The sequence below is a fragment of the Streptococcus sp. GMD5S genome (genome assembly GCF_000298715.2).
Lineage (GTDB): Bacteria > Bacillota > Bacilli > Lactobacillales > Streptococcaceae > Streptococcus.
Genome location: NZ_AJRG02000015.1, coordinates 35,562 through 50,023, shown reverse-complemented (window position 1 = coordinate 50,023; position 14,462 = coordinate 35,562). Strand labels below are relative to the sequence as shown.

12 protein-coding genes are annotated in these 14,462 nt (G+C 43.2%); 9 read left to right on the top strand and 3 right to left on the bottom strand.

Annotation, left to right across the window (positions count from 1 at the left end):
- The 6 genes from GMD5S_RS0207630 to GMD5S_RS0207605 form a co-directional block, all read left to right on the top strand.
- On the top strand, positions 1–2,234 hold a 2,234-nt coding region (locus tag GMD5S_RS0207630), incomplete at its 5' end, for a Spy0128 family protein (RefSeq protein WP_016893827.1).
- A gap of 172 nt (positions 2,235–2,406) precedes the next feature.
- Positions 2,407–2,865, top strand: coding sequence for a CtsR family transcriptional regulator (locus GMD5S_RS0207625; protein WP_001211257.1), 459 nt, complete (start codon positions 2,407–2,409; stop codon positions 2,863–2,865).
- 1 nt (position 2,866) lies between these two features.
- A complete protein-coding gene (locus GMD5S_RS0207620) occupies positions 2,867–5,299 on the top strand; it encodes an ATP-dependent Clp protease ATP-binding subunit (RefSeq protein WP_001109730.1) in 2,433 nt (810 codons plus the stop codon).
- Positions 5,300–5,445: 146 nt separating this feature from the next.
- On the top strand, positions 5,446–6,504 hold the full coding sequence (locus GMD5S_RS0207615) for an AAA family ATPase (RefSeq protein WP_008293135.1): 1,059 nt from the start codon (positions 5,446–5,448) through the stop codon (positions 6,502–6,504).
- 9 nt (positions 6,505–6,513) lie between these two features.
- Positions 6,514–7,293 carry a nicotinamide riboside transporter PnuC gene (gene pnuC, locus GMD5S_RS0207610; RefSeq protein WP_000736882.1) on the top strand — a complete coding sequence of 260 codons (780 nt, stop codon included), beginning with the start codon at positions 6,514–6,516 and terminating at the stop codon, positions 7,291–7,293.
- A gap of 1 nt (position 7,294) precedes the next feature.
- Positions 7,295–8,068: an NUDIX domain-containing protein gene (locus GMD5S_RS0207605; protein WP_000763407.1), complete on the top strand. Its 774-nt coding sequence runs from the start codon at positions 7,295–7,297 to the stop codon at positions 8,066–8,068.
- Positions 8,069–8,116: 48 nt separating this feature from the next.
- Here the strand turns inward: GMD5S_RS0207605 and GMD5S_RS0207600 are convergent, their stop codons facing one another.
- Positions 8,117–8,347, bottom strand: coding sequence for a hypothetical protein (locus GMD5S_RS0207600; RefSeq protein ID WP_000933129.1), 231 nt, complete (start codon positions 8,345–8,347; stop codon positions 8,117–8,119).
- A gap of 266 nt (positions 8,348–8,613) precedes the next feature.
- Between GMD5S_RS0207600 and GMD5S_RS0207595 the strand changes: the two genes are divergently transcribed.
- Positions 8,614–9,297, top strand: coding sequence for a hypothetical protein (locus GMD5S_RS0207595; protein WP_000730907.1), 684 nt, complete (start codon positions 8,614–8,616; stop codon positions 9,295–9,297).
- A 64-nt stretch (positions 9,298–9,361) separates the two neighbouring features.
- Here GMD5S_RS0207595 and dusB read toward each other — a convergent pair whose 3' ends face one another.
- Entirely contained in the window at positions 9,362–10,342 is a 981-nt protein-coding gene (gene dusB / locus GMD5S_RS0207590) for a tRNA dihydrouridine synthase DusB (protein WP_000183317.1), read from the bottom strand.
- Positions 10,329–11,201, bottom strand: coding sequence for an Hsp33 family molecular chaperone HslO (gene hslO, locus GMD5S_RS0207585; RefSeq protein WP_000357830.1), 873 nt, complete (start codon positions 11,199–11,201; stop codon positions 10,329–10,331). Before hslO ends, dusB begins: the two co-directional genes overlap by 14 nt.
- Positions 11,202–11,365: 164 nt before the next feature.
- On the opposite strand from hslO, the gene GMD5S_RS0207580 reads away from it, so the two are divergent.
- Together GMD5S_RS0207580 and glpK are read left to right on the top strand one after the other, a co-directional pair.
- Positions 11,366–12,793, top strand: a complete 1,428-nt coding sequence (locus GMD5S_RS0207580; RefSeq protein WP_000280553.1) for a helix-turn-helix domain-containing protein — start codon at positions 11,366–11,368, stop codon at positions 12,791–12,793.
- Positions 12,794–12,949: 156 nt separating this feature from the next.
- On the top strand, positions 12,950–14,458 hold the full coding sequence (gene glpK, locus GMD5S_RS0207575; protein ID WP_000076795.1) for a glycerol kinase GlpK: 1,509 nt from the start codon (positions 12,950–12,952) through the stop codon (positions 14,456–14,458).
- Positions 14,459–14,462: the final 4 nt, after the last annotated feature.

Genomic DNA, 14,462 nt, shown 5'->3' with positions numbered 1-14,462 from the left:
TTAAAGTGAATGTAGTAGATAACGGCCAAGGTCAATTGGTTGCGACTGTAGAAAATGCGAATGCAGAACGTGTCTTCACTAACACTTATAAAGCAGCTTCAACAAGCGCGACAATCAAAGCTAAGAAAGTCTTGAATGGTAAAGAACTTGTAGCTGATGCTTATACTTTCGAATTGAAAGAAAAAGATGCAGTTGTAGCTACAGCTAAGAATACTGCTTCAGGCGAAGTTGTCTTCAACGTCAACTACACCGAAGCAGGAGAGCACACTTACACTATCACTGAAAAAGCAGGAACAGAAGCAGGTGTGACATACTCAACAGAATCCTACACAGTTAAAGTGAATGTAGTAGATAACGGTCAAGGTCAATTGGTTGCGACTGTAGATGAAGCAGAACGTGTCTTCACTAACACTTATAAAGCCGCTGAAACAAAAGCTACTATCAAGGCTACTAAAGTCTTGGAAGGTAAAGCTCTAGAAGCTGGTAAATACGAATTCGAACTTAAAGAAGGTGACGAAGTCGTCGCAACAGCCAAAAACGCTGCAGACGGTTCTGTTACTTTCGAAGCTATCAAGTACGCAGCAGCAGGTGACCACACTTACACTATCACTGAAAAAGAAGGTAGCGAAGCAGGTGTAACTTACGATAAATCTACTCACAATGTAACAGTAAAAGTTACAGATAATGGACAAGGAAAACTTGTTGCAGATGTAAAAGACAACAATCCAACCTTCACCAACACTTATAAAGCAGCTAAAACAAGTGCAACGATCACAGCTACTAAAGTCTTGGATGGTAAGGCCCTTGAAGCTGGTAAATACGAATTCGAACTTAAAGAAGGTGACGAAGTCGTTGCGACAGCTAAAAACGCTGCCGACGGTACTGTGACTTTCGAAGATATCAAGTACGCAGCAGCAGGCAACCACACATACACTATCACTGAAAAAGCAGGTAGCGAAGCAGGTGTGACATACGACACTGCTAAACATGAAGTGACAGTAAACGTTACAGATAACGGGCAAGGTCAACTTGTTGCAGCTGTTACAGGTAACAATCCAACCTTCACCAACACTTATAAAGCAACTTCAACAACAGCTACTATCACGGCTACTAAAGTCTTGAATGGTAAAGCTCTAGAAGCTGGTAAATACGAGTTTGAACTTAAAGAAGGTGACAAAGTCGTTGCGACAGCTAAAAACGCTGCCGACGGTACTGTGACTTTCGAAGCTATCGAATACGCAGCAGCAGGTAACCACACATACACTATCACTGAAAAAGCAGGTAGCGAAGCAGGTGTGACATACGATACTGCTAAACACGAAGTTAAGGTAGCAGTTGTTGATAACGGACAAGGTCAACTTGTTGCGACTGTAACTGACAACAACCCAACCTTCACAAACACTTACAAAGCAGCTTCAACAACTGTTAACATCACGGCTAAGAAAGTCTTGAATGGTAAAGCTCTAGAAGCTGGTAAATATGAGTTTGAACTTAAAGAAGGTGACAAAGTAATCGGAACAGCGACAAACGCTGTAGACGGTACAGTTGCTTTCGCAGGTATTGAGTACAAAGAAGCTGGTGAGCACACTTATACTATCTCTGAAAAAGCAGGTAGCGAAGCAGGTGTGACATATGACACTGCTACACATAAAGTGACTGTTAAAGTTGTTGATAACGGTGCAGGCAAACTTGTTGCGACTGTAACTGACAACAACCCAACCTTCACCAACACTTATGTTGCGTCTTCAACACAAGTAATTTTCTCAGCTAAGAAAGTCTTGAAAGGTGATAAAGAGCTTGTAAAAGGTCAATTTAAGTTTGAACTTAAACAAGGTGACAAAGTCGTTGAGACAGCTACAAACGCTGCAGACGGTACTGTTACTTTCACAGCAATTGAGTACAAAGAAGCAGGAGAGCACACTTACACTATTACTGAAGTAAAAGGTGACGATAAGAATATCAAATATGATGAGAATTCTTACAAAGTGACAGTAACAGTGACAGATAATGGTGCGGGTCAACTTGTAACAACAGTTGAAGGTAACAACCCAACAATCACTAACACGTATACTGAACCGAAAAAAGAAGAACCTAAGGAAGGTCCTAAGGGTGAACAACCTAAGGGAGATTTGCCAAACACTGGTGGAGCAGACTTTACAGCATTCTCTACTATTCTTGGTCTAGTTCTTGCAGCTTTGGCAGGACTTGTATACCGTGCTAAAAAAGTTGACTAATCTTAACTTTGAATAAAGCAAAATGATGGTGACCGTTTTACGGTCCCATCTTTTTGTTTTTGATAGTTTATAATAAATCTGCACAACTTGCTTCCTTTTCCTTTAAAAAAATCAAAAATTTCGGTATAATAGTCAAAGATAGTCAAGGTTCAAAGAAGGAGTTTGATTTACTATGAGATTTAAAAATACATCAGATCATATCGAAGCCTATATCAAGGCGATTTTAGACCAGTCTGGTATCGTGGAATTGCAGCGGAGCCAGTTGGCAGATACCTTCCAGGTTGTACCGAGCCAGATCAACTATGTCATCAAGACTCGCTTTACGGAAAGTAGAGGTTACTTAGTTGAGAGCAAGCGTGGTGGTGGAGGCTACATTCGCATAGGGCGTATTGAGTTTTCCAATCATCACGAGATGCTACGCGATTTGCTTTATTCAATCGGAGAGCGAGTTAGTCAGGAGATTTATGAGGATATTCTCCAGCTTTTGGTGGAGCAGGACTTGATGACCAAGCAAGAGATGACCTTGCTGACTTCTGTAGCAACAGATCGTGTCCTAGGGGAAGAATCCCCAGTTGTCCGTGCCAATATGCTCCGACAGCTATTGCAAGAGGTAGATAGAAAAGAGAAGTAAGATGAACTATTCAAAAGCATTGAATGAATGTATCGAAAGTGCCTACATGGTTGCGAGCCATTTTGGAGCTCGTTACCTAGAGTCTTGGCATTTATTGATTGCCATGTCCAATCACAGTTACAGTGTGGCAGGTGCGACTTTAAATGATTATCCTTATGAAATGGACCGTTTAGAAGAGGTTGCGTTGGAACTGACTGAAACGGACTATAGCCAGGACGAAACCTTTACGGAATTGCCCTTTTCCCATCGTTTGGAGGTTCTCTTTGCAGAAGCAGAGTATGTGGCCTCAGTGGTCCATGCTAAGGTGCTAGGGACAGAGCATGTCCTCTATGCGATTTTGCATGACGGCAATGCCTTGGCAACTCGCATCTTGGAGAGAGCAGGCTTTTCTTATGAAGACCAGAAAGATCAGGTCAGAATTGCTGCTCTTCGTCGCAATCTAGAAGAACGTGCTGGCTGGACTAGAGAAGATCTCAAGGCTTTGCGTCAACGTCATCGCACAGTAACTGACAAGCAAAATTCCATGGCCAATATGATGGGCATGCCTCAAGCTCAAAGTGGCGGTCTCGAGGACTACACGCATGACCTGACGGAGCAAGCGCGCTCTGGCAAGTTAGAGCCAGTTATCGGTCGAGACAAGGAAATCTCACGTATGATTCAGATTTTGAGTCGAAAGACCAAGAACAATCCGGTCTTGGTTGGAGATGCGGGTGTCGGGAAAACAGCTCTGGCACTTGGACTTGCCCAGCGTATTGCCAGTGGGGATGTACCTGCGGAAATGGCAAAGATGCGCGTTCTAGAGCTTGATTTGATGAATGTCGTTGCAGGGACACGTTTCCGTGGTGACTTTGAAGAGCGTATGAACAACATCATCAAGGATATCGAGGAAGATGGCAAAGTCATCCTCTTTATCGATGAACTCCACACCATCATGGGTTCTGGTAGTGGTATTGACTCGACTCTAGATGCGGCTAATATCTTGAAACCAGCCTTGGCTCGCGGAACTCTGAGAACAGTTGGTGCAACCACTCAAGAAGAATACCAAAAACACATTGAAAAAGACGCAGCTCTTTCTCGTCGTTTTGCAAAAGTGACGATTGAAGAGCCAAGTCTAGCTGACAGTATGACTATTTTGCAAGGCTTGAAAGCGACCTATGAGAAACACCATCGTGTGCAAATCACAGATGAAGCTGTCGAAACAGCTGTTAAGATGGCGCATCGTTACTTGACCAGTCGTCACTTGCCAGACTCTGCTATCGACCTCTTAGATGAAGCAGCAGCAACAGTGCAAAACAAATCCAAGCAGGTGAAAGCAGACGAATCCGACTTGACTCCAGCTGACAAGGCCCTGATGGATGGCAAGTGGAAACAAGCTGCCCAGCTAATTGCAAAGGAGCAGGAAGTCCCTGTCTATAAAGACTTGGTAACAGAATCTGAAATTTTGACTACCTTGAGCCGCTTGTCAGGGATCCCAGTCCAAAAGCTGACGCAAACAGATGCTAAGAAATACCTGAACTTGGAAGCGGAGTTGCACAAACGTGTTATTGGCCAAGATCAAGCTGTTTCAAGTATTAGCCGTGCGATTCGCCGAAACCAGTCTGGTATTCGAAGTCACAAGCGTCCAATTGGTTCCTTTATGTTCCTAGGGCCGACAGGAGTCGGTAAAACCGAATTGGCAAAGGCTCTGGCAGAAGTCCTCTTTGATGACGAATCAGCCCTTATCCGCTTTGATATGAGTGAGTATATGGAGAAATTCGCAGCTAGCCGTCTCAATGGAGCTCCTCCGGGCTATGTAGGCTACGAAGAAGGTGGGGAGTTGACCGAGAAGGTTCGCAACAAACCATACTCAGTGCTTCTCTTTGACGAGGTAGAGAAGGCCCACCCAGACATCTTTAATGTTCTCTTGCAGGTTCTGGACGACGGTGTCTTGACAGATAGCAAGGGACGCAAGGTGGACTTTTCAAATACCATTATCATCATGACGTCAAACCTTGGTGCGACGGCTCTTCGTGATGACAAGACGGTCGGCTTTGGGGCCAAGGATATTCGTTTTGACCAGGAAAATATGGAGAAACGAATCTTTGAAGAGCTGAAAAAAACTTATCGACCAGAGTTTATCAACCGTATTGATGAAAAGGTGGTCTTCCATAGTTTGGATAGCGAACACATGCAGGAAATTGTCAAGATCATGGTTAAACCATTGATTGCTAGCCTGGCAGAGAAGGGCATTGACTTGAAACTGCAAGCTTCGGCACTGAAGTTGCTAGCTAGTCACGGTTACAATCCAGAAATGGGAGCCCGTCCACTTCGCAGAACCCTGCAAACAGAAGTGGAAGACAAGTTGGCAGAACTCCTCCTTAAGGGAGAACTGGTAGCAGGCAAGACCCTCAAGATAGGTGTTAAAGCTGGTCAATTAAAATTTGATATTGCTTAAAAATAGAGAATCAGGAGCAATCCTGATTCTTTTTTTGCTACTTTTTTATAAAAAATGATAAAAAACTATTGACAAAACAAAAATATAGTATATAATAAAAACATAGAAAATAAAAATATCAAAAATTATAAAAAGGTAAAATGTTTATGAAAAAGAAAACAGCAGTGGTATTTGGGACCTTTGCCCCTCTTCATCAGGGTCATATCGATCTGATCCAGCGAGCGAAGCGTCAGTGTGACCAGGTCTGGGTAGTCGTTTTAGGCTACGAGGGAAACCGAGGCGAGCAGGTAGGTTTAAGTCTCCAAAAACGATTTCGCTATATCCGAGAGGCTTTTCGGGATGACGAGTTGACCTCTGTCTGCAAACTGGATGAGACCAACCTTCCCCTTTACCCTATGGGCTGGCAGGAGTGGTTGGACCAGATGTTATCGGAGATTTCCTACGATGAAGCCCAGCAAGAACTGATCTTCTTTGTAGGAGAAGCAGACTACCAGCAAGAATTAGCTAAACGTGGCTTTGAGACCGTCTTGCAAGAAAGAAAGTTTGGTATCTCAGCGACTATGATTCGAGAAAATCCAAGCAAATATTGGAAATATATTGCTCAGCCCTTCCGTCGTCAGTTTACAAAGAAAGTGTTGATTATGGGAAGTGCCAGCAATGGGAAGACCACTCTAGCCAAGGATTTGGCAAGGTATTACGATGCGCCGGTTAGCCTGGAATACGCACGTGAGTACCAGATCAAAAACAATGTCCGCGACGATGAATTGACTCCAAAAGATTACTATTATCTTCTTTTAGGGCAGTATGACCAGACCTCTAAGTTAATTGACAGTAATTCCAATCGAGGTCTAGTGATAGCTGACACAAACTCCTTAGTAACCAAGGGCTACTATGATTATTACATGGAGGCTGAGGATCAAGAGGACTTATCAGGAGAAACCTTTGACAATCTCTTTGTTTCGATCTTGGCCAAGGAAAAATGGGACTTGATTCTCTTTGTGCAACCTGTCGGCTCCTATGTCAATGACGGGTTTAGAGATATGACCATGGCAGAAGACCATATTCGTCAAAGTTTTTCCCAGCATTTGGATCAGATGAGGGAGCGCTACTTAGCAAACATTCCACTAGTTTATCTAGCTGAGGATTACCTAGGCAATTATGAAGCAGCCAAAGTAGCTATTGATGCCATTTACCAAGCAGATTAGGAGAAAAATATGAAAAAACTAACTGAAAAAATCACACAATTTATCGAAAACTTTAAAAATGTCCATGCAGAAGCCCGCAAGATCGGTTTTGTAGGAACCATGCACTTGCTCTGGAAAGATCTCTTTGTCGGCCGTAGTCTTTTCCAGTGGTTGTATCTCATCGCTTTGTCAAGTGTTCCCTTGATCTTGGAATTCACGCAAAATACAGAAAGCCATGACTGGCTGAGCTTGTTTGCATCTTGGACTGGGATTGTCTGTGTTATTTTGGTAGCAGAAGGGCGTGCAAGCAATTATCTCTTTGGGGCCATTAACTCGGCTATCTATTTGATTTTAGCTATGAATGCGACTTTTTATGGCGAAGTTTTGACGACTGTTTACTTCTTTGTCATGCAGCCGATTGGTCTCTATGCTTGGCTGTCCAATCGTATCAATGACCAAGGAAAACCAGAAGAATCCCACTTTGAAGCTAAGAAATTATCTGTACTTGACTGGCTCAAGTACTTGATCTTGACTGCCATCATCTGGATTGGTATGGGCTTGGCTTATCAAAGTATCCATAGCGCTCGCCCTTTCCGTGATAGTGTAACCGATGCGACCAATGGTGTTGGTCAGCTCTTGATGACACGTCTCTACCGTGAACAATGGATTTTCTGGATTGCAACCAATCTCTTTAGTATCTACCTCTGGTGGGGTGAGAATATCCACATCCAAGGGATGTACTGGGTTTACACGCTCAACAGTCTAGTAGGTTGGTACCAATGGACCAAGGCAGTTCGAAAGGAGGCATAAGATGGCAGACATAAAGATTCCAACAGGAATGACGGAAAAAGAATATTTTGAAATTCATGCAAGTCAAGAGGAGTTTTTAGACTGGTATTACAAGCAAGAACTCCCTCAATATGAAAAGCCAAGTGTGACGGTAGATATGGTAGCCTACTGCTTTGTCGAAGGAAAAATTAAGCTTCTGTTGATCCGTCGCAAGGCCCACCCTTATCAAAACTGTTTGGCTCTGGTTGGAGGCTTTATGGATAAGGGAGAGGATGCTGCGCATGCCTGTCAACGCGAGGTGAGAGAAGAAGTCAATCTCGATCTTCCTTTAGAAAAAATCGAGCAATTGCTGACCGTATCGACTCCTGGTCGTGACCCACGTGGCTGGACAGTGACCATCGCCCACTTGGTTTATTTGCCTAGTCGTGCATTAGACCTCGTTCAGGCTGGAGACGATGCTAAGGATGTGGTTTTTGTAGATGTGGATTTTCGGACGGGCAAGTGCTTCCTAGAGGGAGTAGAGTTGGAGGAGAGAGCCTTCGCCTTTGACCATTATGCCATTATCCAAGAATCCATCAAACGCATCCAAGGCCGTCTCGACTGGAATCCGACCTTCCTTTATCTGCTGGAAGAGGAGTTCACTGTCTACGAAGGAACTGAACTGGTCAATCTCATCAACCCAGGTCGGCCCATCGTCAGCAATAACTTTCTCGTAAAATACGGCGAATATGTAGAAGAAGTCGGACTCAAACGAGTTCCTAAAAAGAAACCAAGAAAAACCTATCGATTGAAATAAAAAACGAGGCCGGGAACTTTTCCCGACCTTTTTATTTATCATCATTTTTTATGAATGGCTATCTTTCTTAGGATTACTCAACATGTGAGTAAAGAAGTCTTTATATCGATACTTGAGATAGTTCTCGTGCAAAAATAACAAAGCGATATAAACAATCAAAAAGATTGTAGTCAGATAGAAGACATCAAATGCAGTTCGCGCATAGTAAGTGGCTGATTGATAAGAGCCAATAGCTCCCAAAATCAACCAAGGAAGATACTTGTAATACTTATTTAGCATAAGAGTGCACCTCCTATATTCTATTTCAATGTTATTATATTCCTTTATCTAATGCAATGCAAGCGATTACACAAAAGCGATGCAAAAAATAGGACTCTAATCTAAGAAATTTTCTATTTTTTCGTTTCAATTACGAATAGAAATAGTAGAGAGAAATTTTTTTAAAATAGTTTCTCTAAATAGTTGACAGATTCAAAGCCCAATGTTACAATTATATTACAAAAAGATTTCTTAACATTTCAAAAATGTTACAAAGGAGTAGAAAAATGAAAAAGAAAACCTATATCAAATTGATGGCAGCGACTGTATTGGCTTCTACCTTGCTACTGGGAGCTTGTGGAAATAAAAACGAAACCACTCAAACCAGCAGCTCTGCCAAGACAAGTCAATCATCAAGTTCTAAAGCAGCTTCTTCTAGCAAAGAAAGCAAGACACAAAAATCTTCAAGCTCAGCTTCATCTGAAAAGGCTCAGGCATCTTCTGGTCAGTCTTCTACAACGGCAGATCAGTCACAAGCGAAACCAGCACCTGAATCAAGACAAGAACAAGCAGCTCCTAGTCAACAAGCCCCATCTCAGGCACCTTCAACTCAGCAAGGTTCTCAAGCCCAGTCTAACCAGTCAGGCTATGATCCAACAACTGACCGCCAACTTCAAGACAAGCAAGCAGAACACAACAAACGCTACAAGGGTGTTTTAACCATGGTCGATGGTGATTTCTCAGCAGCTGCAGGCAACTGGAAGGGAGCAAATGGCGAAACTATTACGGTTTCATCAGGGGGCCAATTTACAGTAGAAACTGCAGATGGAAAGAAAGAAAACTATTCTATCAGAGGCTATTCTTACACTCTTGATGATGGCAAGTATAATGCCAAAATCGGTGGCGGAAAAATCATCCAAATTACAACAGGTGCGGATGGTAAAGTTTCGAGCGTTGCCTTGATTCAATAATAGTACCTAGGTTTTCCTAGGATCTAAAAAACCGTAAACTCCAAGTGAGTTACGGTTTTTTCTATTATGCTTTGTCTAATTGCAAGAGGGCTTCAATCTCTGCTAGGGTGCTAGCTTGTGAAATGGCTCCACGAAGTTTGGCAGCGCCAGATGTCCCCCGGAGGTAGTGAGGAGCGAGGCCGCGGAATTCACGAACGGCTACGTTTTCTCCTTTGAGGTTAATCAAGCGTTTCAAATGTTCGTAGGCGATTTTCATCTTGTCTTCAAAAGTCAAATCAGGGAGAATTTCTCCTGTTTCAAAGTAGTGGTTGATTTGATTGAAGAGGTAGGGATTTCCCATGGCTGCGCGACCAATCATGACAGCGTCAGCCCCGACTTCTTCGATACGCTGTTTGGCTTCTTGGACAGTGCGGATGTCACCGTTGGCGATGAATGGAATCTTGGTCAAAGCTTGAGCAACCTTGTGAAGGGTCTCAAGGTCTGCGTGACCTGTGTACATTTGTTCACGGGTACGGCCGTGCATAGCGAGGGCAGAGACACCTGCAGCCTCAGCAGCGAGAGCATTCTCCACGGCTAGGGATGGATCAGACCAGCCTGTACGCATTTTGACAGTGAGGGGGATATCAAGGACAGATTGGACCTTGTTGATAATAGAGTAGATCTTGTCTGGATCCTTGAGCCACATAGCGCCAGCTTCGTTTTTCACGATTTTGTTAACTGGGCAGCCCATGTTGATATCGACGATATCAGTCTTGGTGTTTTCCTGGATGAATTCTGCTGCGCGTGCGAGGCTGTCTTCGTCGCTACCAAAGAGTTGGATAGAAACGGGGTTTTCGCCTTCATCGATGTGAAGCATGTGTAGAGTTTTTTCGTTGTTGTATTGGATCCCCTTGTCAGAGACCATTTCCATTACAACGAGTCCAGCTCCGAGCTCTTTTGCGATGGTACGAAAGGCTGAGTTGGTGACACCAGCCATGGGTGCTAAAACGGTACGATTGGGAATCTCAACATTGCCAATCATAAAAGGTGTATTAAGATTTGTCACGAATGAGTTCCTCCAGGTCGTTTTCATTAAAGTTATAAGTTGTTTGGCAGAATTGACAAGTGATTTCTGCCCCGTGGTCTTCCTCTTTCATTTCTTCAAGGTCTGAGCTTGGAAGGCTGGCAAGAGCGTTCATAAAACGGTCTTTGCTGCAGTCACATTGGAAACGGATTTCTTCTTCAGATAGACGTTTGTAAGATTCGTCACCATAGATGGCCTTGAGAAGGGCTTCGATATGGTCATCGCTTTCTAGAAGGGTTGAGATGGCTGGCATTTCTTGAATGCGTTTTTCAAAGCGGGCAATCTCTTCTTCCTTGGCCCCTGGCAATACTTGGAGAAGGAAACCTCCGGCAACTTTGACCTTGTCGTCTTTATCCAAAAGAACATTGAGGCCGACTGCTGAAGGGGTTTGTTGGCTTTCAGTAAGGTAATAGGCCAAGTCTTCACCGATTTCCCCAGAGATGAGAGGAGTCATGGAGTTGTAGGGATTTCCAGTACCATAGTCTGTGATAACGAGGAATTGACCGTTTCCAACAAAAGGTCCGACTAGAACTTCACCAGTTGCAGTCTTTTTGATGTCAACACCTGGATTTTGAACGTAGCCTTTGACATTTCCCTTGGTATCTGCGACCGTGATGATGGCACCGAGAGAGCTCGTTCCAAGAACTTTTACAGTAATCTTGGTATTTCCTTTTTCATTGGCTGCGAGAATTTGGCTAGCGATAAGGGCACGACCAAGTGCAACAGTCGAACTGGCTTGAGTTTGATGTTTTTCTTGAGCAGTGCGGACGGTTTCAGTGCTATCAAGGACAAAAGCACGAAAGGCTCCGCTTTCTGATATAGTTTTAATAATTTTATCCATAGCTACTATTTTAGCATAAAAATGCCCAAAGGGGGAGCCGTGTGTTTGCTGTTTCTCTGAAATAATGACGAGGAAATCAGCTTTAAAATAAAATGAGAAACAGATTATTTCAGCATTTCTAAGATTTATGCTATGCTTGTAGGAGAAAATGAAAGGGGTAACAAATGTATTTAGGTGATTTGATGGAAAAAGCAGAATCTGGTCAATTTTTTGTCCTTTCCTTTCTATTACAAGATTCGCAGACAACAGTCAAGAAAGCCATGGAAGAAACAGGATTTTCAAAGGCGACCTTAACCAAGTATATCTCTCTGATTAACGAAAATGCCTTGGAAAGAGGACTAGAGCTGACCATCCACTTGGAAGATGAAAATCTGCGTTTGTCGGTTGGTGCAGCTACCAAGGGGAGAGAGATTCGGAGCTTGTTTCTAGACAATGCCATTAAGTACCAAATTTTGGTTTACCTTCTTTATCACCAACAGTTTCTAGCTCATCAGTTGGCTCAAGAATTGATGATTAGCGAGGCCACGCTTGGTCGCCATTTGTCTAGCTTGAATCATATTTTGTCAGAGTTTGATTTATCCATCCAAAATGGTCGTTGGCGAGGTCCAGAGCATCAGATTCGTTACTTTTATTTCTGCCTTTTCCGCAAGGTCTGGTCCAGTCAGGAGTGGGAAAGTCATATGCAGAAAGCTGAGAGAAAGCAGGATATTGCTACTCTAGAAGAAATCTGCGGTGCTAGCTTGTCTTCAGGTCAGAAATTGGACTTGGTTCTCTGGGCTCATATCAGTCAACAGCGTCTTCGGGTCAATGCCTGTCAGTTTCAAGTCATAGAAGAAAAAATGCAGGGGTATTTTGACAATATTTTCTACCTTCGTTTGCTTCGAAAGGCTCCGTCCTTTTTTGCTGGGCAACACATCCCTTTAGGAACTGAGGATGGTGAGATGATGATATTCTTTTCATTTCTCCTTTCCCATCGTATTCTTCCTCTTCATACTATGGAGTATATTCTTGGTTTTGGAGGGCAATTAGCCGATTTGCTGACGCAATTGATTCAAGAAATGAAGAAGGAGGAGTTGCTGGGGGACTACACAGAGGACCATGTCACCTATGAACTCAGCCAGCTCTGCGGTCAAGTTTATCTATACAAGGGCTATGTTTTACAAGATCAGTACAGATACCAGACGGAGAATCGCCATCCTTATTTGCTGATGGAGCATGATTTTAGAGGGACTGCAGAGAGAATTTTTCATATTTTGCCAGCCTTTCATCAGGGAACCGACCTGGATAAGAAAATTCTCTGGGAATGGCTTCAGTTGATAGAGTATATGGCAGAAAATGGTGGCCAACATATGAGGATTGGTCTGGATTTGACATCTGGTTTCCTTGTCTTTTCTAGGATGGCTGCCATTTTGAAACGGTATTTGGAATACAATCGTTTTATTGCCATTGAAGCCTATGACCCCAGTCGACATTATGATTTGTTGATTACCAACAATCCGATTCATAAGAAAGAACAGACTCCGGTCTATTATTTAAAAAATGATTTGGATATGGAAGATTTGGCGAAGATTCGTCAGATGCTCTTTGCTTAAAAGGCCTGAATTCTCAGGTCTTTTTTGTGAAATTCGCACAATCTCCTCACTTTTTTTTAAAATTTTAAAAAAATTGATAAACAAGAAAACGCTTTATTTTGTATACTAGTTACTGTAAAGAGGAACCCCCTCAAGATTTTATCAGGAGGACAGCACATGTCACAAGAAAAATACATCATGGCTATTGACCAAGGAACTACTAGTTCTCGTGCCATCATTTTTAACAAAAAAGGAGAAAAGGTCAGTTCTAGTCAAAAAGAGTTCACTCAGATTTTCCCTCAAGCAGGTTGGGTAGAGCATAATGCCAATGAAATTTGGAACTCTGTTCAGTCAGTTATTGCGGGTGCTTTCATCGAAAGTGGTGTGAAACCAAGTCAAATCGAGGCAATCGGAATTACCAACCAACGTGAAACTACTGTCGTCTGGGATAAGAAAACAGGACTCCCTATCTACAATGCTATCGTTTGGCAATCACGCCAAACTGCCCCTCTGGCTGAGCAACTGAAAAGCCAAGGTTATGTGGAAAAATTCCATGAAAAGACTGGTTTGATCATTGATGCTTACTTCTCAGCGACTAAGGTTCGTTGGATTTTGGATCATGTAGAAGGTGCTCAAGAGCGAGCAGAAAAGGGTGAATTGCTCTTTGGTACCATTGATACTTGGTTGGTTTGGAAATTGACTGACGGCGCAGCTCACGTGACCGACTACTCAAACGCAGCTCGTACCATGCTCTATAACATCAAGGATCTTAAATGGGACGACGAGATTTTGGAAATCCTTAATATTCCTAAGGCTATGCTTCCAGAAGTTCGTTCTAACTCTGAAATCTACGGCAAGACAGCTCCATTCCATTTCTACGGTGGAGAAGTTCCAATCTCTGGTATGGCTGGTGACCAGCAGGCAGCTCTCTTTGGACAGTTAGCTTTTGAGCCTGGCATGGTTAAAAATACCTACGGAACTGGTTCCTTCATCATCATGAACACTGGTGAAGAGATGCAGTTGTCTGAAAACAACCTCTTGACAACGATTGGTTATGGTATTAACGGCAAGGTTTACTATGCTTTGGAAGGTTCTATCTTCATCGCAGGAAGTGCCATTCAATGGCTTCGTGACGGTCTTCGCATGGTGGAAAACTCACCAGAGTCTGAAAAATATGCTCTCAATTCTCACAATAATGACGAAGTCTATGTCGTACCTGCCTTTACAGGACTAGGGGCACCATACTGGAACCAAAACGCTCGAGGATCTGTCTTTGGCTTGACTCGTGGAACAACTAAAGAAGACTTTATCAAGGCGACTTTGCAATCTATCGCTTATCAAGTCCGTGATATCATTGACACCATGCAAGTGGATGCGCAGACAGCGATCCAAGTCTTGAAGGTAGATGGTGGTGCAGCCATGAACAACTTCCTCATGCAGTTCCAAGCTGACATCTTGGGAATTGATATCGCACGCGCTAAAAACTTGGAAACAACTGCCCTAGGTGCAGCCTTCCTAGCAGGATTGTCAGTGGGCTACTGGAAGAACTTGGATGAGTTGAAACTCTTGAACGAGACAGGAGAACTCTTCGAACCATCCATGAACGAATCTCGTAAGGAACAACTTTATAAGGGCTGGAAGAAGGCTGTGAAAGCAACGCAAGTCTTTGCGGAAATCGACGACTAATACT

Excerpts from the sequence above, each read along its gene's own strand:
- GMD5S_RS0207625 (WP_001211257.1), top strand. The coding sequence starts at position 2,407 with ATGAGATTTAAAAATACATCAGATCATATCGAAGCCTATATCAAGGCG.
- GMD5S_RS0207620 (WP_001109730.1), top strand. The coding sequence starts at position 2,867 with ATGAACTATTCAAAAGCATTGAATGAATGTATCGAAAGTGCCTACATG.
- GMD5S_RS0207615 (WP_008293135.1), top strand. The coding sequence starts at position 5,446 with ATGAAAAAGAAAACAGCAGTGGTATTTGGGACCTTTGCCCCTCTTCAT.
- pnuC (WP_000736882.1), top strand. The coding sequence starts at position 6,514 with ATGAAAAAACTAACTGAAAAAATCACACAATTTATCGAAAACTTTAAA.
- GMD5S_RS0207605 (WP_000763407.1), top strand. The coding sequence starts at position 7,295 with ATGGCAGACATAAAGATTCCAACAGGAATGACGGAAAAAGAATATTTT.
- GMD5S_RS0207600 (WP_000933129.1), bottom strand. The coding sequence starts at position 8,347 with ATGCTAAATAAGTATTACAAGTATCTTCCTTGGTTGATTTTGGGAGCT.
- GMD5S_RS0207595 (WP_000730907.1), top strand. The coding sequence starts at position 8,614 with ATGAAAAAGAAAACCTATATCAAATTGATGGCAGCGACTGTATTGGCT.
- hslO (WP_000357830.1), bottom strand. The coding sequence starts at position 11,201 with ATGGATAAAATTATTAAAACTATATCAGAAAGCGGAGCCTTTCGTGCT.
- GMD5S_RS0207580 (WP_000280553.1), top strand. The coding sequence starts at position 11,366 with ATGTATTTAGGTGATTTGATGGAAAAAGCAGAATCTGGTCAATTTTTT.
- glpK (WP_000076795.1), top strand. The coding sequence starts at position 12,950 with ATGTCACAAGAAAAATACATCATGGCTATTGACCAAGGAACTACTAGT.